Below are 21,236 nucleotides of genomic sequence, written 5' to 3' on the forward strand. Positions count from 1 at the left end.
TCGCCGGGCGCGCCTCCAAGTCCAGCACCGACGCTGCGGGCCGACAATCGAACTACGCGCGGTGGGGGAAACTTTCCGAAACCTCCAGGTCGTCATTCATTCTGCGTGGGAGCATCGTTCACAGTGACCGAAAAACGCCTTCGCGGGGGAGGATTCGATGTCCGATCATGGTTCCACACTGCCGCGCCGCCAACTCGGCAGGTACCTGCGCGAGGGGCGCATGCAATGCAATATGACGATCGCCGAAGCGGCCGGACTCATGGAATGGAGCGAGTCGAAACTGCAACGGCTGGAAACCGGTAACGCCGAGAAGATCCGTGTTCTCGACATCCGTGAACTGTGCCGTATCTACGACTTCGACGACGAGTTCACCGCGGCCCTCACGGGTTTGGCGCAGCAGGCCAGCGTCAAGTCGTGGTGGCATGAATACGATGATCTGATTCCGGAGGGTTTCAATGTCTATGTGGGCCTGGAGGCTTCGGCCCGGGCCCTTATTTCGTACCAACCGGACTTGATTCCCGGACTCCTGCAGACCGCCGACTACGCGCGCGTCCTCATCGGCGATTACTGGCCGGATGCTGCCCGTGACCAGATTGACCGAAGAGTCCAGTTGAAGATGCGCCGCCAGAGTCTGCTCACCCGCAAGCGCAGTCCCGCCACCTTCGTGGTTGTCGTACACGAAGCCGCACTTCGGCGCGTTGTCGGCAGTCCGCGCGTGATGGCCGCGCAGCTGCGACGCGCGGCGGATATGTCGACACTGCCGACGATCGCTGTTCGTGTACTACCCTTCTCCGCGGGCGTCCCGATCGGGCACACTGTCGGGCCGTTCGTGATCCTGGAATTCGGCCGGGACAGCGGAAACCGACCGGTCGAACCCACGGTGGTGTACCTGGAGAACTTCCTCGGCGACCTGTACCTGGAAAAGCAGGCGGCCGTCGACCGGTATCACCAGGCATACCAGGCCCTCCAGCAGTCGGCGCTGGACGAGGCAACCAGTAGAGACCTCTTGCGGAAGGCAGCGAAGGAGTACGCGACGTGAATGTCGAACCGTCCGGCGCACGGTGGTTCAAGAGTGCCCGCAGCACCGGCGCGAAGGAATGTGTCGAAATCGCATTCCTATCCGGTCGAGTGGGAGTCCGCGACAGCAAGAATCCGACCGGTCCGGCATTGTTTTTCGGCCCGGCCGAATGGGATCGATTCACCTCCGCCCTGGTGGACGGACGCTTCGATCGCCGGTGATTCGCGGCGGCGGGCGAAGAAAAGTGCAGATACGACAAATAGATTGGAACTCCCGCGCACCGCGCGGGAGTTCCGCTCTTTCGAGCAGTGGACAGGCGGAAAAATGCCGCGCCCCACGGCACCGGATCGGTGTACCGTGACGGCCATGCAGCGTGCCCTGTCGACCACGACGCCGGACGACGTCCCGGCGCGCTGAATCCTGCACTGACAGAAGCCCCGGGCGGATGCCCGGGGCTTCGTCGCGCGGTCATCTGCCCTCCATCGGGAGGAGACCCGTGTACGACCATCGCAAACTGGGCCGCGAACTCGGCCTGTTCGACACCGATCCGCTGATAGGCGCGGGCCTGCCCTACTGGCTGCCCGACGGCGCGACCGTGCGCCAGAGCCTGGAGGACTACATTCGCGCCGTCGAACGCCGGGCGGGCTACCGGCACGTCTATTCGCCGGTCCTGGGCAAGCGGGAACTCTACGAAATCTCCGGCCACTGGGCGCATTACGACGACGACATGTACCCGCCCATGGACGTGGGCGGCGAACAGGTGGTGCTGCGGCCGAGTCTGTGCCCGCATCACGCGCTCATGTACCGCGCCCGCTCGCACAGCTATCGGGAACTGCCACTGCGGATGGCCGAGCTCGGGGCCATGTATCGCTCCGAATTATCCGGTGTCCTGGGCGGATTGACCCGGGTCCGCTGTATCCATCTCAATGACGCCCACATCTTCTGCACCCTCGATCAGGTCGCGGACGAGGCCGCCGCCGCCCTGGAGCTGATCGGTTCCGCGCACCGGGCCATGGGTTTGCGCAATGCCCGCTACCGCCTGTCGCTGCCCGGCGCGAGTGGCAAATACGTTGCGGCGCCGGAGATGTGGCAGCAGGCCACCAGGATTCTGACCGAGGTGCTCGACAGGTCCGGGCTCGGCTACGAGGCGGCCGAGGGGGAGGCTGCCTTCTACGGTCCCAAGATCGATGTTCAGGTCACCGACCACGCGGGCCGTGAATCCACCCTGTCCACCGTGCAGGTCGACTTCTATCAGCCCCGGCAGTTCGATCTGCACTACATCGGCCCGGATGGCGGCAAGCATCGCCCGGTCATGGTGCACTGCAGCATCATCGGCAGCGTGGAGCGGGCCGTGGCCCAGCTGATCGAGGAGCACGGCGGCGCTTTCCCGGCCTGGCTGGCCCCGAATCAGATTGCGGTACTGCCGATTTCCGAGGCCGAGGAGGGCGCGGCCCGCGAGCTGCGGGACCGCTGTCTGCGGGCGGGCCTGCGCGCCGAGGTCCTGGACGCGGGATCCGGGAGCCTGGGCGCCCGGATCCGGGAGTCGCGGCTGGCGCCCTATCAGTTCGTCCTCGGACCCGCCGAGACCGCGAATGCCGAAGTGGCGGTGCGGCTTCGGGACGGCCGCAGACTGCCGCCGCAATCCGTGGACGCCGCGGTCGACCGGGTCCGCGCGGTGGTCGAGCAGTACGACACCCTGCTGTGGCCCGCCTGACGCGGACCCGGTGCTGATCAGGCCGCGCCGGCCGTGCGCTCCTCCACCACGCCCGCCGGGCGGCGGGCGGCCTGCAGCACCAGGTGGAGCAGCGGCACCATGAAGGTCATGTCCACCGCGCTCCAGCCCACCGACATGCGGTTGTGCACGAAGCCCACCGAGACGCCCGAGCGCGGATCGGCCCAGCCCATCGAGCCGAACGCGCCCATGTGCCCGTAGCCGCGCGGTGCGCGCGGCGAGGGGAAGCTGTGGTAGCCGAGATGCCAGAACGGCACCAGCAGGCTGCGATCCAGCCGATAGGTGCGGATGCGTTCGAGCTCGCGAACGGTCTTGGCGGACAGGTACTTCCGGCCGTCCACGATGCCGTCGCAGGCGAGCGCGCCGTACATCTTGGCCAGCGCGGGCGCGGTGCACACCGCATTGCCGGCCGGGAGCGCGGTATTCAGAACCGTGGGCTGCTCCCCGCGGAAGATGCCCTCCAGTCCGGGCACGTAGATCGATGCGATGGGGGAGCGCACGGTCTGCGGCAGGCGGAAGGCCGCCGCCGCGATCGGCCCCGGAATGCTGCGGTTCGCCAGGGTTTTCACCGATCCGACCAGATCCGCGCCGAGGGTGCGCGCACCGGCGGGCGGGCGGCCCAGATGGATGCCGTCCACCCCGAGCGGTTCGGCGATCTCGGTCCGGTACAGCTCGGTCATATCCTTGCCGGTGATGGCGCGGCCGAGCCCGGCCATCAGCCAGCCGATGGTGAGCGCGTGATAGATCGGTTTGCCCAGCAGGTGATCGGGTTTCGCGGCCGCGAGCCGCTCCTCCATGAGCCGGTGGTCGAGCACCTCGGCGGGGGTCGACGCGGGCAGCGCCGACAGCCCGGCCCGATGGCTCAGCATCGTCTCGACCGTGATCGACTTCTTCCCGTTGGCCCCGAACTCCGGCCAGTACTCCGCGACCGGGGCCTGGTAGTCGAGCAGACCGCGATCCGCGAGCCGGTGCAGCACGGTGGCTGAGACGCCCTTCGAGGCGGAGTAGATCATGGCCCCGGTGTCCCCGGTCCACGGCGTGCCCGCGGCGTCGGCCGCACCGCCCCACACGTCCACGACCCGGTCTCCGCGCAGGTAGACCGACAGTCCGGCGCCGTTGCCCGGGCGCTCGGCGAAGAAGCGGGCGAAATATTTTACGGCCGAGGCGAATCGGGGGTCGGTGCTGCCGCTGACCCCGCTCGGCAGATCGACGTCGACGGCGAATCTGGAGGTTCTCATCCATCAACGGTAGACAGCCCATATTACTGCGAACAAGAATTGTCTCAGACAAAGTGGAAAATTTGTCCGGTGCACAAACTCGGGCGGTTCATATTGTTGGACAGGTCAGTCCAGTTTGTTACTTCTGCCAGGATCCAGGGCCAGCCCCGAGATGAGCTGCTCGATGACCGCGCGCAGGGCGGCGGTATCGGCCTCGGTCTCATCGGAGTTCGCCAGGTACTGGGCGGCCTCGTCGAGTGCGCCCACCAGCACCAGCGCCAGCGGCCGCACGGGCTGGCGGCGGATGCGCCCCGCCGCGATGGCTCCCGTCAGCGCGTTCTCCACCAACCCGATGGTGTGCCGTAACTCGATCTCGCGCCAGCGTTTCCAGCCCAGCACCGCCGGGCCGTCCAGCAGTGCGATGCGCCGGACCTCCGGGGCGGTCGAGGCCTGCAGCCAGGCCAGGCAGCCGACGGTCAGGCTCTCCAGCGGATCGGCGGCCCGCGCGGCGGCGACGGCGGAGCCGATCACCTGCACCAGGCTCTGCTCCAGGTCCTCGAAGACCGCCTCGAACAGCTCCCGCTTCTCGCTGAACTGGTGGTAGAGCGCGCCCCGGCTGACTCCCGCCGCCTCGGCCACCGCGATCGTGCTCACCGCGCCGTATCCGTGGTGCCCGAACAGATCTCGCGCCGCGCGGATCACCGCGGTGCGGGTGGAGGCAGAGCGTTCGGCTTGGGTGCGGCGGTCAGCGTTCATGGCGACGTCGAAGTCTAGGGCAGATACGAATCCGGCTGCGATTCGAGGCATTTCGGCGCGGGCTTCGTGCGACAATCGAGCAGGAACATACAGTCAACCTGTTTGTATCTTGATTATCGTCTCTTGGAAAGACTTCGCATCATGTCCGAAAGCACCAGGGAACTCTTCGAGCGCTATCACGCCTGCTGGGCCGACCACGCGCCCGACCGCATCGTCGAATTGCACACCCCCGACTCGGTTTTCCACCTGCACTCCGGCCGGGAACCCGCCCGCGGGCGCGAGGAGATCCGGGCGGCCGCCGCCGAAACCTTCGCCCTCGTACCGGACCTGAAGTTCGCGCTGGTGAATCTGCGTGTGGGCGAGGATTTCTGGGTCGTGCAGTGGAACCTCACGGGCACGTCGATCACCGGCGCGGCCGTCGATGTCGATCTCGCCGATGTGGTGTTCGTGGAGAACGGCGCGGTCAAGGAGAAGCACTCCTATGTGGACGGCGTGGCCATGCAGGCCGCCATGTCCGCACCGGCCGAGATCGCCTGAGCAGGCAGTAAATACGGCATACAACCCGAATCGGACATCGGGCCCGCGTGTATACGCGGGCCCGAGCCGTCCGCATCGGATTTCCCGGCATGTGACACCACCATCTCGCCTACGCTTTGAGGAGGAAACCGGCAGAGCGCGGGGGCTCTGAATCGAGGTGAGGAGGTCGGCGTGGCCGGCCACGCGGACAACGACTCGCCGACCTCGCGCATCGGGGACGCGCGGGTCGTGCGCGAGGTTTTCGAGGCCATGCCGTTCATGCTGTTCGGCCTCGAGGGGCCGGACCACACGTGCACGGCGGTCAACGCGGCCTTCCGGAAGATGACCGGCAGAACCGAACTTCTCGGCAGGCCGATCCGCGAAGTGGTGCCCGAAGCCGCGGGGCAGCAGGTGTTCGCCGTGCTCGACCGCGTCTACACCACAGGCGAGCCGGAGGCCGCGCGCGAGTGGCGGGTACAGGTGGATCGCTCGGGCACCGGCATACTCGAGGAAGTCTTCGTGGACTTCATGGTCACGCCGAAATCGACCGGGCGCGGCGAGATCACCGGGCTGCTCGTGGCCGCCATCGACGTCACCGCGCGGGTGCGGCAGCGCCAAGCCGAGCAACGGCGCGCCGCGGAGGCCGAACAGCGCTATCGGGCCGTGCGCGATGTCGTGGCCGAACTGCAGAACGCCCTGCTGCCCCGGGGCCTTCCGATCCTGCCCGGCACCCATATCGCCGCCCGCTACCTCGTCGCGGGGCGGGATCAGGCGGCGGGCGGGGACTGGTTCGACGCCGTCGTCCTGCCCGACGGCTGGGTCGCCCTCATCGTCGGCGACGTGGTCGGCCACGGGGTGGCCGCATCGGCGGCCATGGGCCGGCTGCGCGCCGTTCTCGACGAAGCCCTGATCAGCGCCCCCGACGTGGAAACCGCTCTGGCGCGGGCGGATTCGTACGCGGCCGCCGACCCCGCCCTGCGTGCGGCGACCCTCGCGGTGGTGGTCCTCGATCCGATCGGCGGCGGCTTCCGGTACGCGACCCTCGGGCATCCGCCACCGCTGATCGTCGGCGCCGGCGGGGCTGCCCGCTTCCTGGAGCCCACCGGCGACGGCCCCCTCGGTCTCGGCGCGAAACCGCGGTGGGACAGCTGGTTCGGGCCCGATGCGCGGCCCGGCGTGCGCGGCCCGCTGGGGTACGTCCCGAAAATCAAGGGGGAGAGCCGCTTCGGGTTCGGCGCGCTGTCGGGCGTGGGCGGGCTCATCGGCACGGGGGCCGCGTCCGGCGTGGGCGGGCGGGCCGGAGCGGGGGCCAAACCGCTGCTGATCTCGGACACCTTGGCCGTCGGGGAGACGGTGCTGCTCTACAGCGATGGATTGGTGGAGCGGCCGGGCCGCCCGCTGTCCGACGGTTTGGCCGAGCTGGCGCAGGTGGCCGCGGACGCGGCGGCGAACCGGGTGTTTCCGCGTGGGGCCGCGCCGACCCCGGCCGAGCGGGTGTGCCAGCTGACCGTGGAGCTGCTCACCCGCCGCGGCTACGACGACGATGTCACCACCCTCGCGGCGCAGCGCCTGACCGCTCCGGCCGCGGCGCTGGTGGTGGATCTGGACGACGGCTACGCGGGCGTCTCGCGGACCCGGCACGAATTCTCCGACTGGCTGGACGAATTCGGCGTCCTGGACGACACCCGCTCCACCCTGGAGCTGGCCGTCGACGAGGTGGTGACCAATGCCGTCGAGCACGCGTACCGCCCCGGGCGGCCGGGCCCGGTGCGGGTCGAGGCCGGTCTGCTCGAGGATGGCGTGCTCCAGGTCCGGGTGATCGACCAGGGCCGCTGGCGGGAGCCGGATCCGGTCGACACCTCCCGGGGGCTGGGCCTGGTGGTGGTCGAGCAACTCGTCGACGAACTGCGGGTGGCTCATCCGCCGCAGGATGCCGCCGACCCGCGCGGCTCCCGGGGCACGGTGGTGACGCTGCGGCATCGCCTGCACCGGCTGGCCATGCTGGCCTCCGACACCGTCGCCGTGCCGGTGCCCAACGGTGAGCGCCCGGTCTTCACCACCGTGGTCGATACGCTCGCCACCCAGCCGCTGCTGTCGGTGCGCGGTCCGATCGATGTCACCACCGTCGAGGAGTTCTCCCGCCGCATGCTCACCGCCTGCCGCGGCGGCGTCCTCGACCTGACCGTCGATCTCACCGAGGCCACCCTGCTCGCCAGCGTCGGCGTGCGCGCCCTGCACAATCTCCGCGAACAGATGGCCGCCCACCAGCAGCGCCTCACCCTGATCGCCGCCCCGGACAGCCTCGCCCACACAGTCCTTGCGCTGGTTGGCCTTTCACACCTGCCGAGCATCGACGCGCGCCGCTGACACCCGGCCGCACCGCAAGATCCGGTCCTCGCGCCGCGGCGATGAACCGCGTCGGGGAAGTGGGCTGCCGCGCAGTGGAATTCGGGCCCCGCACCGAGGTGCGGAGCCCGAATTGCCGTGTGGCTCAGTGACTGTGGCTCAGCCGAAGAAGGCGGCGGCCTCGCGGTAGCGGTCCTGGGGGACCAGCTTCAATTGCTTGGTGGCCTCCGACAGCGGGACCAGGGCGATGTCGTTGCCGTGCAGGGCGACCATCTGGCCGAACTGCCCGGCGTGCACGGCCTCGGCGGCGTGAACTCCGAAGCGGGTGGCCAGGACTCGGTCGTAGGGGGTCGGGGTGCCGCCGCGCTGGACGTGGCCCAGGACGGTCACACGGACCTCCTTGCCGATACGCCGTTCGATCTCGGGGGCGAGCTGCTGGGCGACGCCGGTGAAGCGGACATGGCCGAATTCGTCGATGCCGCCGTCGCGCAGCGTCATGGATTTCGGATCCGGGTGCGCGCCTTCGGCGACCACGCAGATGAAGTGCGAATCTCCGCGCTGGAAGCGGCGTTTCACCATGGCGCAGACTTCGTCCACGTCGAAGGGCACCTCGGGCACCAGGGTCAGGTGCGCGCCGGAGGCGATACCGGAGTTGATGGCGATCCAACCGGCGTGGCGGCCCATCACCTCGACCAGCATGACGCGCTGATGCGATTCGGCGGTGGTGTGCAGCCGGTCGATGGCCTCGGTGGCGATGGAGACCGCGGTGTCGTGGCCGAAAGTGGTGTCGGTGCAGTCGATGTCGTTGTCGATGGTCTTCGGCACGCCGACCACCGGCACGCCTTCGTCGGCGAGCCAGCTGGCCGCGGTGAGCGTGCCCTCGCCGCCGATCGGGATGAGGGCGTCGATGCCGTTGTCGTCGAGGGTCTGCTTGATGCGGGGGAGCCCCTCGCGCAGCACGTCCGGGTTGGTGCGGGCGGTGCCGAGCATGGTGCCGCCCTTGGTGAGCAGGCGGTCGGTGCGGTCGTTGTTGAGGATCTGGATCTTGCGATCCTCGAGTAGGCCGCGCCAGCCGTCCTGGAAGCCGACGATCGCGTCCCCCCAGCGCCCGTTCGCGGTGCGAACGACGGCACGGATCACGGCATTCAGGCCTGGGCAGTCCCCGCCTCCGGTCAGAACTCCGATACGCATGGCCACCATCTTGCCAGTCCCGCCCAGCCGTGACATTAGCGCCCGGTTTCCCCGCCGTTGCCGGTTCCGCACGCATGTCCGCGGTCGGGTGCCAGCCCGATTCCGGGGTCCCCGGCCCTTACGAGATCCGTTGTCCCGGGTCGCCCTGTCAGTGCGACCCGTTGCAGCTGCCGCCGCGCAGTTCGTCGAGGTGTTCGCTGATCAGCGTGGCCACCTTGGTGAGCATGACGGTGCCCTCGTCGAAGGAGCCCGAAGAGGGCTGGGCGGCAATCGCGATGGCGACCTGTCCGCCCGGTGCGGGAATCAGGCCGAACTGGCGCACCAGGTACTTGCCGTTGATGTCGGGACCCCAGCCGCCCTTGAACTCGGCGCCGTCGAGGGTCCCCAGTCCCCACCGCTGCCCGTAGCTGATCTTGCCCATGAGTCCGGTGACGGAATCCGCCTGTGGCAGGCACGGCAGTTTCGAGGCGAACCGCAGCTGATCCGACAGCGACCAATTGGCTTGCCCGAAGGGCGAATACTCCGCGCGCGTCCGGGTGGACGGCACCTTGGTGACAGCGTCCCCGCCCTCGCGCAGCACCGCTTCCACGGCCTGCGCCGCGACATCGGGCGTGCCGAGCGACTGCCAGAGCATATCCGCGGCCGAATTGTCGGAGTTGGTAATGGCGGAGTTGGCCGATCCGGTGTACCCCGAGTTCTCCCGCAGCGCGGCCAGTGTCAGCGGCACCTTGATGGTCGACCAGGCCGGGCCGGTACTCCAATTGCCGAAGGGCGTGATGCGATCCCCGCCGACCGCCACCATGGCCAGGCCGACCTCGCCGTTCAGCGTGGGCAGCAGCTCGTTCACGAAATCGCCGGCGAGCGTGCCGGGCAGCGCGACGACGGTGCCGGGGCCGCCGGTGGTGGTGCCCGCGGCGGCGGGCGCGTCCGGTTCCAGGGGCGGCTGGCTACCGCATCCGGCGAGTGCGCCCACCAGCAGCGCCACCGCGCCGCAGGCGGCCGCGCGTGTTAGTCGCCTCCGGGCAGCGGCCCGCGAAAACGGTGCGTCCACCCCGTCTACCTCCAAATGTCCCCGGATGCCGGTAAGTCCCTGTTCCTAGCGGACACACCTGAAACCCGTCAATTCGCATGGATTGTTATGGGTTCCGGCGTCGGGGTCAAACGCGGTGCGTATGGCCATTTTTCGCGGGTGCTGTCCGATATGTGCCGCGAAATCCGTGCGGGACAGCGGGTTCAGTCGCAGATACCGCCGCGTAGGTCCTGCAGATGATCGGCCAATAGCAGGGCCATGCGATCCAGCATGTCGGTGGCGTCCTCGAAGGAACCGGAGGCGGGCTCGGCCGCCAGCGCGACCGCGACCGGACCGGCCAGCGTCGGCACCAGCCCGAACTGGCGCACGGTGTAGAAGCCGGTGTCGTCGTCGGGTCCCCAGCCGCCCTTGAACTCGGTACCGAACAACCGGCCCAGACCCCAGCTCTGGCTGGGCGTGATCTCGCTCATGAGCGAGATGACCGAGTTGGCGCGCGGCATGCACGGCAGGGCGGCCGCGAAGCGAACCTGGTCGGACAGTGCCCAATCCGTGGCGCCGAAGGCGATCAGATCGTCGTTGCCGAGCTGTGCCAGGTGCGTGTGCCGCCCGCCGATATCGGTGGTGTCGTCTCCGGCCTCGTGCAGGATCTCCTGCACCGCGTCCGCGGCCTCGTTGTCCGAACCCAGGGAGTTCCAGAGCGTCTGGGCCGCATCGTTGTCCGAATAGGTGATGGCGGCCTCGGCGAGCGAGCGCATCCCCGTCGGATCGTGGCGCAGTGCCGCCAGCGCCAGCGGCACCTTGATGGTGGACCAGGCGATCCCGGTGGTCCAGTCACCCAGCTGGGTGATCTCGCTGCCGCCGACGGGCATGAACGCCAGGCCGATCCGGCCCTCCATTCCGGCCTGCAGATCGGCGAAATCCGCTGCGATGCCTGCGGTTTGCGGCAGACCGAACAGCTCGGGCAGGTTGGGTGCGAGCATGGAGATGCCCTGCCCGGCCTCCGCGACCGGAACGATCGCATTCGGATCCGCCGCGGGCGCGCCCGAACCGCCGGAGTCGAGACCGCACGCGGAGACCGCGAGCAGTGTCGCCGCCGTGACAGCGCGAGCAATGGCCTTGCGACAGGCCGGAATAGGGTCAGTAGACATACACCACCGCGTTCTCACCACCGATGCAGGTGACCAATTTGCCTGCAGCAGTGCAATTCATCGTGTAAGCCCGGCCGGTGACCGGGCTGACCGCCACAACACTCGCCGACGCGCCCTGCTGCCCGCCACTGGCGGCGGCATAGGCGCGGCGCACTTCTTCCGCGAAAGGACAACTGGTAACAGTACTTCCGATCGCGGAGACGGTGAAACCGTTGGTGGACGGATACACCGCCGGACACGGCGTAGCGCCCACCGGCAGCTGGACTGTGGTCTGCGCCGGGGGCGTCGTAGTGTTCGGTTGTGACAGTGGCAGTTTGATCGTCGTATCGTCCTGCGCCACCGTCGTATTCGGTGATTCGTTGCCGGAGGGCGCGAGGACTTGCCAACCTACCGCACCGGCGATGGCGGCCAGCGCCACCACCAGCACGCCGATGGCCAGCGGACCCGCCATCGACTTGCGGCGCGGCCGCCTGGCGGGCGGGGGAGCCGGATCCACCCGCTGATGCTCCGAGGTCGGATACAGCGAGGGATCGGGCGCGGGCGCGTACGGGAAGTCCTGCTGCGGGGTCGCATGCCCCCACATCGGCTGCTGCGGCTGCGCGGGCTGCGCCGACTGCGGCAGCGGCGTGTAGTGGAAATCGCTGACCCGCACCGTGGTCGGATCGGTCGGCAGGATCACCGGCAGCTCCGAGGACGGCTCCGGATCGGCCTGCGGCGCGACTGCCCGGAAGGTCCCGGTCGTGGTCACCGGCGGATAGTTTCCGGTATTCGGTTGCAGCACAGTCGGATCGGTATTGCCGACGCCGTGCGTACCCGGCAGGGGCGGCTGCGTCGCCGAACCCGGCCGGGGCGGCTGCCCTGGCGCGCCCGGCAGCGGCTGCTGCCCTGGCGTACCCGGCATGGGCGGTACCGTGCGGCCCGGCCGGATCACCTCGGTGGGCGGTGCGGTCACCGGGCCGCCGGTGAGGGCCGTGCGTGCGGCGCGGGCGAACTCACCGGCGGTGTAGAAGCGGGCGTTGGGGTCCTTGGCCATCGCCCGCGCCACGATGGCGTCGAGTGCGATCGGAATTCCGCCGCGCTGCATACTCGGCCGCGGCGGCGGCTCCGAAAGATGCGCGCGGATAAGCCCGCTCATGTTCTGTGCCGGGAACGGCTTATTGCCCGTGACGCATTCGTGCAGCACACAGGCCAGCGCGTAGAGGTCCGCGCGCCCGGTGACCGGACCCGCGTCGAACCGCTCCGGAGCCATGTAGGCGTAGGACCCGACCGCCGTCCCGGTCACGGTGATGGCGGTATCGCCCTCGGTGCGCGCGATGCCGAAATCCGCCAGATATGCGAAATCTGCATCAGTGACAAGAATATTGGCGGGTTTCACATCCCGGTGCACGAGACCCGAGTAGTGCGCGGCATCCAGCGCGGCCGCGATCTGCTCCACGATCCCGATGGCGCGCAACGGATCCATCGGACCCTGCGCGTCGAGCAGCGAGCGCAGATCCTGCCCGCGCACCAGCCGCATATCGATGTAGAGCACGCCATCGATCTCGCCCCAGTCGTGGATCGGGATGATGTGCGGTTCGGCCAGCCGCGCGGCCGCCTGCGACTCCCGGCGGAATCGCTCCTGATAGGAGGGATCGCGCGCCAGCTCGGCGGGTAGCAGCTTCAGGGCGACGACACGGTCTTTCGACGCGTCGTACGCCTCGTAGACCTCCCCCATGCCGCCCCTGCCCAGCAGCGAGCGCAACTCGTACGGCCCGAACCTGCTCCCGGCCCGCGATGGCGGTGCATCCACCCCGTCAAACCTCCAACTCCTGGGTGGGCAGCGCTGCGAAGAACTGCGTCCCACACCTCAGAGATTGGATTCTCCCGGTGCAACAACGCCGTGGTCAAACGCGAAGACGATCGCGGCGGCGCGATCACGTAACCCGAGCTTTCCGAAGATGTGGCCGACGTGGCTTTTCACGGTCACCTCGGAGATGCCCAGCGCCTGCGCGATCTCGCCGTTGAGGCGGCCGCGGCCGATGAGCTCGAGTACCTCGAGCTCGCGCGTGGTCAGCTCGGGCAGGCGGGAGTCGGCCGGGGCGGGCGGGCGCGCGGACCGATAGGCCGACAGCACGCGCGGCGTCACCGACGGATCCAGCCAGGAGCCGCCCGCCGCCACCGTGCGCACCGCGCGGATCAGATCCTCGGCGGGGGAATCCTTGAGAATGAAACCCGCTGCGCCCGCGCGCAATGCGCCCGACAGCAGTTGATCGTCGTCGAAGGTGGTGAGCACCAGCACCGGCGGCGCGTCCGGGCGGGCGCGCAGGGTGCGGGTGGCCTCGATGCCGCCGATGCGTTTCATGCGCAGATCCATCAGCACCACGTCGGGCATGTTCGCGGCCAGCGCGGCGGGCACCTCGTCGCCGTCGGCGCATTCGCTCACCACGAAACCGTCTCTGCGGCGCAGGATTCGGCGCAGACCGCCGCGGACCAGCTCCTGATCGTCCACCACCAGAACGTCGACGAGTTCGTCGTCGGCTTGCGCGGTCACACACCCTCCTGGATCTGCCCGCCGGGGCCCGGACGCTCGTCCTGCCATTTGCGGGTCACCGTTTGCACAATCGATCGCACCGATTCCTCGGCCGCCTGGCCCATACAGGTGGCCTGGCTGGTGTTGCCGTGCACGGGAATTCGTGCCTCCACCCGCCAGCCGTCACCGCCCTGACCGGCGACCAGCGTGCCGCCGAGCAGCGTAACCCGCTGGCGCATACCCGAAATTCCCATACCCCGGCCCGGCCGGGTGAGTACCCCCGTCGGCAGGGTGTTCGTCACCAATACAGTGATGTCCTTGGCGCACAACTTGATTCGAACCCGAGCGCTGGCGCCCGGCGCGTGCTTGGCGATATTGGCCAGCGACTCCTGGCTGACCCGGTAGACGGCCAGACCCAGTGCCGCGGTGACGCGGTCCCGGTCGCCGTCCATCCGGTAGTCGATCTCCATCCCGGCGCGCACGAAATCCGCGACCAGATCCCCGATATCGTCGAGCCCGGGTTCGGGCGTCTGCTTGGAGGGCCGCTGATCCAGCAGTCCGACCGTGCGCCGGATATCGGCCATGGCCTGGCGGCCCAGTCGTTCGGCATCGGCGAGCGCGTCCACGGCCTCGTCCACATCGCGATCGGTCTGCAGGGCGTGCCGGGCCGCCGTCACATGCAGCAGCGTGATGGACAGCGAATGCGCGATCACGTCGTGCACCTCGCGGGCGATGCGGCGGCGCTCCTCGTCGGCGGCGTGCGTCGCGCGGATCTCCTGCGACTCGCGCTCCTGATAGAGGTCCTTGCGCTGGTACTGCATCATGCGGCCGACCATCCAGCCGAACAGCAGGGCGGGGACGAACATGAGGATCTCCCCCTCCTCGAGATGACCGATCGATTGGAAGAAGAGCAGTTCCAGCCCGAACACGGCGGTGAAGGACAGACTGACCCGCGACGACGCGACGGCCGCGAGCTGTCCGGCGCCCGCGATGAGCACGAACGGGGCGACGTCCACATTCACCGGCTGTATCAGATACAGGATTCCGGACACGGTGGTCGCGATGCCCAGGGCCCATGGCCGCATCAGCCAGCCGAAGATGATGTAGACCGGTCCGACCGCATAGGCCGTGATCAGCGCCAGCAGCGGCAGTGGACTGGGGAAGTAGGGGTAGCGCTGCAGGGTTCCGGCGATCGCCACCGCCAGCAGCATGACGTCGAACAGCAGGATCGCCGCCACCGGATAGTCGTACGGCATCTCCGCGATATTGCGCCGGCACTCCGCGATCGGATTGCGCAGGAAGCGGCGCAGCCGCTCGCCGCTGCCGCGCATATCTTCGCGCAGCTCACGCAACGCCTGCCCGGCTGCCCGAGGGGTGGCATTTGTCACGTTCACTCTGCAAGAGTAATCGCGCGGCACGAGGAGGTACATCGTGCGGGGGCAGGGGTGGCGCTCCTACCACGGTAGGAGGAACAGCCGGTGCTACGGCACGAAGACAGGCCGTTGCCGCGACCGTAGCGTGAGGGCATCGGACGATGTCCGGCACCGAACCGGCCGGGCACGCTATGAAAGGTTGGGGGCCATGTCTTGGGCAGACCTACATGCTCGCACCGATATCCTGCACGCCGTCCTGGACCGGGCGGCCCGAAATCCCGCTGATCCCAAGCTGTTCGACGATCTGCCGGAGCTCGATCGGCTCTACGGCGGCGTCGACGGCGTGCTGCTGGCCTTGCGCTACCGGTGGGAGAACCACCTGAACGTGAAGCTGGATCACGCACTCGCACAGGGCAAATCGATGATCGAAGTGCATCAGGAGCTGGCCGCCGAACAGCCGGCGCTGCGCGCGATCCTCGACATCCACGACACCGACCGCATCTACAGCCGGCCGCGACCACGCGCCATGGCCGGCTGATCCGGCACATCAACGAGGGGAACGACCATGCTGGAACTGACCGACATCACCAAGGAATACCGGATCGGCGAGCAGTCCGTGCGCGCCCTGGACGGCATCAGCCTGCGCATCGAGGCGGGCGAGTTCACCGCCATCATCGGGCCGTCCGGATCGGGGAAATCCACGCTGCTGCATCTGCTCGGCGCGCTCGACTCTCCGGACTTCGGGTCGATTCGCTTCCGGGACAAGGAAATCGGTGGTCTCGACGACGACCGGCAATCCGAGTTCCGGCGGCATCAGGTCGGTTTCGTCTTCCAGTTCTTCAACCTGCTGCCGACCCTGTCGGCCTGGGAGAACGTGGCCATTCCCAAACTGCTGGACGGCACCGGACTGCGCAAGGCCAAGCCGCGCGCGCTCGAATTGCTGGACCTGGTGGGGCTTTCCGACCGCGCCGAGCATCGGCCCGCCGAACTGTCGGGCGGGCAGATGCAGCGCGTCGCGGTGGCGCGGGCGCTCATCATGGATCCGCCGCTGATCCTCGCCGACGAACCCACCGGCAACCTGGACTCCAAGACCGGCGCGGCGATTCTGCAACTGCTGGGAGACATTACGCGCCAGGGCAATTCGGTCGTCATGGTCACCCACGACATGGGGGCGGTGCGGTACTGCGATCGCGTGATCACGCTGCGCGACGGGCAGATCGGCTCCAACGAGCGCGTGGAGCGCACCGACAACGGTGAGGTCCGCAGGGTTCCGGTGGAGTCGGGTAGGGACGCCGAGACCGCAGCGGATTCCGCCGCTGCCGAGGGCGCGGTGTCGGACGGGGTGCGCGCATGATCCGCGCGGGCTGGGATCGCCTGCGGCTGTTCAATATCGGCGAACTGCTCGCGCACCGCGGCCGCACCCTCATGTCCATGGCCGTCATGGCCATCTCCGCCGCCCTGCTGGTGTCGGTGTTCAGCATCTCCGGATCCATCACCGGCTCGGTGGACCGGCTCACCAACTCCCTCGGCGGCAAGGCCGAACTCGAGATCAGCGGCATCACCGACGCCGGATTCGACTCCGCGCTGCTGGGCGACATCAAGAAGGTGGCGGGCGTCGAGGCGGCGGTGCCGATGCTGCGGCAGTCCATCGGCGCGGACGCCGACCGGGCGCTGCTCATCGGAGCCGACACCAGCGTCTCGGCGCTGGGCAGCGACCTGGACGGATCCCTGCGCGATCAGGCCACGAAACTGTTGACGCCCAACGGTGTTCTGGTCGGCTCGGTGATGGGCTATCAGGAGGGTGAGCAGTTCCAGCTCGGCGGAATCACCGCCACCGTCGCGGGCGTGCTCGACGACGACACCATCAAACGGGTCAACGGCGGGCACCTGGTGATCGCCGCCCTGCCGACCGCGCAGAAGATCACCGGGCGGGCCGGGCGGCTGGACTCCATCCAGATCGTGCCCGCCGCGAATACCGATGTGGCGCAACTGCGTTCCGCGCTCACCGAGGCCGTCGCCGGACGCGCCGTGGTCGCCGATCCGAGCCTGCGCGGGGCGCAGGCGGGCGGCGGCGCGGTCTCGCTGGTGCGCTACTCCACGCTGGCCTCCTCGGCCGCCGCGCTCATCGTGTCCGCTTTCCTGATCTACAACGCCATGAGTATGGCTGTGGCACAACGTCGTCCGACACTGTCGCTGCTGCGCGCCATCGGCGGCCGACGCACCCCGATGGTGCGTGATCTGCTCGCCGAGGCCGCGCTGCTCGGATTGCTCGGCGGCCTGCTCGGCTCGGCGCTCGGCATGATCATGGGCCGCGGCGCCATCGAACGACTACCCGCCGCCATCGTGCAATCGGTGGAGGCGCGCACCGAGTACATCGTGCCCGGCTACGCGGTGCCGGTCGCGGTGGCCGCCTGCGTGCTCGCCAGCGTCGCCGCCTCCGCACTGGCCGCCCGCGCGGTGTACAAGGTCGCCCCCATCGAGGCGCTCGCGCCGATCGGAGCCTCCGGCGCGGACGCCATGAAACCGGCCGTGCGCTGGATCGCCGGCGCGCTCGGCGTGACGCTGATCGTGGCCGCGGTCCTCATCGCCACCTCCGACCGGGGCATCTACTCGCTGGCCGGAATCTCCACCTCGATTGTCGGTGCGGTAGTGCTGTGCTTCGCCCTCACCGGCCCGATCGTGCGCGGAATCGCGGCTGTGGCAAGGATTTTCGGCGCACCCGGCGCACTCGGCGCGACCACCGTCGAACGCGCCCCGCGCCGCGTGTGGGCCACCGCCATGACCGTCATGATCGGCGTCACCGCCGTGGTCGCCATGGGCAACGCCACCCGCAACATGGTCGACTCCGCCCAGGCCACCTTCGAGGAAATGGGCGTCACCTCGGCGTTCGTCAGCCCGGCCAGTATGGAACAGTTCCCGACCGGCCCCATGCTTCCCGCGGACCTGAAGGCCAAGATCGAAGCCATTCCCGGCGTGGAAGGCGCGGGCTCCGCCCAGATGGCCTTCGCGACCGTCGGCGGCGGCCGAGTCATGTTGCAGGCCTTCGAAGCCGGCGTGGGCCGTCAAGCCGCCACCGCCGACCTCACCCAGGAAACGTTGCGCCGCATGGCCGCCGGTGACGGCGTCGTCATCTCCCGCGACGTCTCCCGCACCCTCGGCGTCGGGACCGGCGCGACCCTGGACCTGCCCACCCCGACCGGTGTCCGGACAGTCGAAGTCCTCCAGGTGATCCCGTACTTCTCCGCCATCGCGGGCGTGGTCGTCATGGACTTCGACGTCATGCAGCAGTGGTATCAGCGCCCCGGTGAAACCATCCTCGGCGTCGACTTCGAACCCGGCGCGGACAAAGACCAGGTCTTCGCGGCCCTGCGCGCGGTGGTCCCCGCCGATATCCACGTCGAAACCGGCCCCGCCACCGTCGCTCTCATCTCCGGCAGCGTCCAGCAGGGCACCTCCATCAGCAGCGCCATCCTCTGGATCGTCGTCATAGTCGCCACCGTGGCCCTGCTCAACACCCTCATGCTCTCGGTCCTGGAACGCCGCCGCGAACTCGGCGTCCTGCGGGCCATGGGCACCAGCCGCCGTTTCCTGCTCCGCACCGTCCTGGCCGAGGCGGCAGGCATCGGCCTGATCGGCGCGGCCCTGGGCCTGGCCGTCGGCGCGGCCGTGCATTACCTGGCAACCCTCGCCCTGGGCAATGCCGTGGGCGTCGACGTGCACTACGAGCCCGGCCCCCTCCTGCTCGTCTACGCCGCCGTAGCCCTGCTCCTGTCCCTCCTCGGCTCCATCCCACCCGCCATCCGTGCTGCTCGCCTGCCCATCGTGGAGGCCCTGGCCGTCGACTGACCGTGGTTTCGGCGCACGTGAACGCCTTACATAGGATGGAGCGCATGAGCGCACCCACGGTCGACTTGATGGACTACTCCGACGTCATCAGCCGGTACGAGCCGGTACTTGGCATGGAGGTGCATGTCGAGCTGGGCACCGCCACGAAGATGTTCTGTGGCTGCCCGACCGAATTCGGGGCCGAGCCGAATACGCAGGTGTGCCCGGTGTGCCTCGGCCTGCCGGGGTCGCTGCCGGTGGTGAACGAGAAGGCGGTGGAGTCGGCCATCCGGATCGGGCTGGCGCTGAACTGCTCGATCACGCCGTGGGGGCGGTTCGCGCGGAAGAACTACTTCTACCCGGATCAGCCGAAGAACTACCAGATCAGCCAGTACGACGAGCCGATCGCGACCGACGGGTACCTGGATGTGGTGCTCGACGACGGCTCGATCTTCCGGGTGGATATCGAGCGGGCGCACATGGAGGAGGACACCGGGAAGTCGCTGCACGTCGGCGGGTCGACCGGGCGTATTCACGGTGCCTCGCACTCGCTGCTCGACTACAACCGGGCGGGCGTGCCGCTGATCGAGATCGTCACCAAGCCCGTCACCGGGGCGGGGGAGCGGGCGCCCGAGGTGGCGCGCGCCTATGTGACCGCGCTGCGTGAGGTGCTCAAGTCGCTCGACGTCTCCGATGTGAAGATGGAGCAGGGGTCGCTGCGGTGTGATGCCAACGTGTCGCTGATGCCCATCGGCGCAAAGGAATTCGGCACCCGCACCGAGACCAAGAACGTGAACTCGCTGCGCAGCGTCGAGGTCGCGGTGCGCTACGAGATGCGGCGGCAGGCCGCCGTGCTGGCCGCGGGCGGCGAGATCCTCATGGAGACCCGCCACTTCCACGAGACCGACGGCACCACCTCGGCCGGGCGTCCCAAGGAGACCGCCGAGGACTACCGCTACTTCCCCGAGCCCGACCTCGAGCCCATCGCGCCCGACGCCGCCTGGGTCGAATCGCTGCGCGCCACCATCCCCGAGTACCCGTGGCTGCGCCGCGCCCGCATCCAGGCCGACTGGGGTCTGTCCGACGAGGTCTTCCGCGACCTGGTCAACGCCGGTGCGCTCGATCTGATCATCGCGACCGTGGACGCGGGCGCGTCGGTGGACGCCGCCCGCTCCTGGTGGGTCAACTCCCTCACCGAGAAGGCCAAGGACCGCGGCGTCGCCCTCGAGGACCTCGCCATCACCCCCAAGCAGGTCGCCGAGGTGGCCGCCCTGGTCGAGGCCAAGACCATCAACAACAAGGTCGCCAAGCAGGTCGTCGACTTCGTCCTCGCCGGTGAGGGCGAGCCCGCGCAGATCGTCGAAGCCAAGGGCCTGGGCATGGTCTCCGACGACTCCGCCCTGCAGACCGAGGTCGAGAAGGCTCTCGCCGCCAACCCGGACATCGCCGAGAAGATCCGCTCCGGCAAGGTCCAGGCCGCCGGCAAGGTCGTCGGCGACGTCATGAAGGCCACCCGCGGTCAGGCCGACGCCGCCCGCGTCCGCGAACTCGTGCTCGCCGCCTGCGGCGTGGAGGGCTGACCGCGGGAGCTTGACTCTCACACCGTGTCAGGCTCGAACCTGGAGAAGTCACATTCACTATCGGAGACTTCGCCAGGTTCGGATCGGTACCCAACCGGCGGCACGCGTACATGGCCTCGGCGGCACTTGGCCGGGCGCTGAAGGCACGGAGAGGCGGGTAAGCCATGTTTGGTATCGGAGACTTCGCCAGGTTCGGCCGGGTGTCGGTGCGGATGCTGCGGCATTACGACCAGATCGGGCTGTTGACGCCCGTCGAGGTGGATCCATCGACGGGGTACCGCTTCTACTCGGCGGATCAGCTGGCTCGATTGAATCGTATTGTCGCGCTGAAGGATCTGGGGTTCACCCTGCAGCAGGTCGCGGCGCTGCTGGATGATCGGCTCACCGTCGATCAGATGCGCGGGATGCTGCAGTTGCGCAGGGCTCAGCTGGCCAATCAGCTTGCCGCCGACAATGCGCGGCTGGCCGGCGTGGAGGCGAGGCTCCGACGTATCGAGAAGGAGGGTGTCATGCCCGACAACGAGATCATCGTCAAATCCGTCGAAGCCACTCGGGTGGCTGAATTATCGGATTTCGCAGCCGATTTCGGTGACGAGGCGATCGGGCCGGTGCTCACCGAGCTGTTCGAGCGGCTGGACAAGCTGGTGCCGGAATCGGGGCTCGTGGTGCACGAGCCCTCCATCGCCTACTACGAGGATCTGGGCGACCGGGTGCGCTGTCACGCCGCGCTTCAGGTATCCGGAACCGCTTCGCCCGCAAGTCTTTTCGAGGTCGTGGAGCTTGCGGGCATCCCGCGGGCCGCGACCATGGTGCACCGCGGGCCGCTCGCCGATCTCGGCCCGGCCTTCGATGTGCTCGGACGGTGGGCGGACGAAAACGGTTACGCCGTAACCTGTCCCATCCGCGAGGTGTACCTGCACTGCCCGCCGGAGCACGACTCCGACGAGTGGGTCGTGGAGCTGCAGCTGCCGATCGGCCCGCGCGAGGCATAGCCC

The 21,236-nt window shown here is 68.6% G+C and carries 18 protein-coding genes; 10 read left to right on the forward strand and 8 right to left on the reverse strand.

What is annotated here, in order from left to right; translation table 11 throughout:
• Positions 1-157 precede the first annotated feature (157 nt).
• The 3 genes from JK358_RS33430 to thrS all read left to right on the forward strand — a co-directional run bounded on the left by JK358_RS33430 (position 158) and on the right by thrS (position 2,732).
• Entirely contained in the window at positions 158-1,039 is an 882-nt protein-coding gene (locus JK358_RS33430) for a helix-turn-helix domain-containing protein (RefSeq protein ID WP_201955465.1), read from the forward strand.
• Positions 1,036-1,239, forward strand: a complete 204-nt coding sequence (locus tag JK358_RS33435) for a DUF397 domain-containing protein (protein ID WP_201955467.1) — start codon at positions 1,036-1,038, stop codon at positions 1,237-1,239. The genes JK358_RS33430 and JK358_RS33435 overlap by 4 nt, the downstream gene beginning before the upstream one ends.
• Before the next feature lie 275 nt (positions 1,240-1,514).
• Positions 1,515-2,732, forward strand: coding sequence for a threonine--tRNA ligase (gene thrS, locus JK358_RS33440; protein WP_201955469.1), 1,218 nt, complete (start codon positions 1,515-1,517; stop codon positions 2,730-2,732).
• Between the two features lie 17 nt (positions 2,733-2,749).
• Here thrS and JK358_RS33445 read toward each other — a convergent pair whose 3' ends face one another.
• Positions 2,750-3,988, reverse strand: a complete 1,239-nt coding sequence (locus JK358_RS33445; RefSeq protein ID WP_201955472.1) for a serine hydrolase domain-containing protein — start codon at positions 3,986-3,988, stop codon at positions 2,750-2,752.
• A 105-nt stretch (positions 3,989-4,093) separates the two neighbouring features.
• Positions 4,094-4,723 (reverse strand): TetR/AcrR family transcriptional regulator, encoded by a 630-nt coding sequence (locus tag JK358_RS33450; protein ID WP_201955474.1) that lies wholly within the window; start codon positions 4,721-4,723, stop codon positions 4,094-4,096.
• 141 nt (positions 4,724-4,864) lie between these two features.
• Here JK358_RS33450 and JK358_RS33455 point away from each other — a divergent pair, with 141 nt between their 5' ends.
• Both JK358_RS33455 and JK358_RS33460 read left to right on the forward strand, forming a co-directional pair.
• Entirely contained in the window at positions 4,865-5,260 is a 396-nt protein-coding gene (locus tag JK358_RS33455; RefSeq protein ID WP_201955477.1) for a nuclear transport factor 2 family protein, read from the forward strand.
• A 171-nt stretch (positions 5,261-5,431) separates the two neighbouring features.
• Positions 5,432-7,606: a SpoIIE family protein phosphatase gene (locus JK358_RS33460; RefSeq protein ID WP_201955480.1), complete on the forward strand. Its 2,175-nt coding sequence runs from the start codon at positions 5,432-5,434 to the stop codon at positions 7,604-7,606.
• A gap of 138 nt (positions 7,607-7,744) precedes the next feature.
• Here the strand turns inward: JK358_RS33460 and JK358_RS33465 are convergent, their stop codons facing one another.
• The 6 genes from JK358_RS33465 to JK358_RS40520 all read right to left on the reverse strand — a co-directional run bounded on the left by JK358_RS33465 (position 7,745) and on the right by JK358_RS40520 (position 14,857).
• Positions 7,745-8,776 (reverse strand): ATP-dependent 6-phosphofructokinase, encoded by a 1,032-nt coding sequence (locus JK358_RS33465; protein WP_201955482.1) that lies wholly within the window; start codon positions 8,774-8,776, stop codon positions 7,745-7,747.
• A 148-nt stretch (positions 8,777-8,924) separates the two neighbouring features.
• Positions 8,925-9,827 carry a serine hydrolase gene (locus JK358_RS33470; protein WP_307817865.1) on the reverse strand — a complete coding sequence of 301 codons (903 nt, stop codon included), beginning with the start codon at positions 9,825-9,827 and terminating at the stop codon, positions 8,925-8,927.
• Between the two features lie 182 nt (positions 9,828-10,009).
• The gene (locus tag JK358_RS33475) at positions 10,010-10,954 is read right to left on the reverse strand and encodes a serine hydrolase (protein WP_201955484.1); all 945 of its coding nucleotides are present in this window, start codon (positions 10,952-10,954) and stop codon (positions 10,010-10,012) included.
• On the reverse strand, positions 10,944-12,743 hold the full coding sequence (locus tag JK358_RS33480; RefSeq protein WP_307817866.1) for a serine/threonine-protein kinase: 1,800 nt from the start codon (positions 12,741-12,743) through the stop codon (positions 10,944-10,946). The genes JK358_RS33475 and JK358_RS33480 overlap by 11 nt, the downstream gene beginning before the upstream one ends.
• Positions 12,744-12,800: 57 nt before the next feature.
• Positions 12,801-13,484: a response regulator gene (locus JK358_RS33485; protein WP_307817867.1), complete on the reverse strand. Its 684-nt coding sequence runs from the start codon at positions 13,482-13,484 to the stop codon at positions 12,801-12,803.
• Positions 13,481-14,857 carry a sensor histidine kinase gene (locus JK358_RS40520; protein WP_201955488.1) on the reverse strand — a complete coding sequence of 459 codons (1,377 nt, stop codon included), beginning with the start codon at positions 14,855-14,857 and terminating at the stop codon, positions 13,481-13,483. Before JK358_RS40520 ends, JK358_RS33485 begins: the two co-directional genes overlap by 4 nt.
• 187 nt (positions 14,858-15,044) lie before the next feature.
• On the opposite strand from JK358_RS40520, the gene JK358_RS33495 reads away from it, so the two are divergent.
• From JK358_RS33495 to JK358_RS33515, 5 genes are all read left to right on the forward strand, one after another.
• Entirely contained in the window at positions 15,045-15,374 is a 330-nt protein-coding gene (locus JK358_RS33495; protein ID WP_201955490.1) for a hypothetical protein, read from the forward strand.
• Between the two features lie 27 nt (positions 15,375-15,401).
• Positions 15,402-16,190, forward strand: a complete 789-nt coding sequence (locus tag JK358_RS33500) for an ABC transporter ATP-binding protein (RefSeq protein WP_201955492.1) — start codon at positions 15,402-15,404, stop codon at positions 16,188-16,190.
• On the forward strand, positions 16,187-18,682 hold the full coding sequence (locus JK358_RS33505; RefSeq protein WP_201955494.1) for an ABC transporter permease: 2,496 nt from the start codon (positions 16,187-16,189) through the stop codon (positions 18,680-18,682). Before JK358_RS33500 ends, JK358_RS33505 begins: the two co-directional genes overlap by 4 nt.
• Positions 18,683-18,726: 44 nt before the next feature.
• The gene (gatB, locus tag JK358_RS33510) at positions 18,727-20,241 is read left to right on the forward strand and encodes an Asp-tRNA(Asn)/Glu-tRNA(Gln) amidotransferase subunit GatB (RefSeq protein ID WP_372440779.1); all 1,515 of its coding nucleotides are present in this window, start codon (positions 18,727-18,729) and stop codon (positions 20,239-20,241) included.
• 164 nt (positions 20,242-20,405) lie between these two features.
• Entirely contained in the window at positions 20,406-21,233 is an 828-nt protein-coding gene (locus tag JK358_RS33515; protein ID WP_201955499.1) for a MerR family transcriptional regulator, read from the forward strand.
• Positions 21,234-21,236: the final 3 nt, after the last annotated feature.

This window comes from Nocardia acididurans (genome assembly GCF_016741815.1).
GTDB lineage: Bacteria > Actinomycetota > Actinomycetes > Mycobacteriales > Mycobacteriaceae > Nocardia > Nocardia acididurans.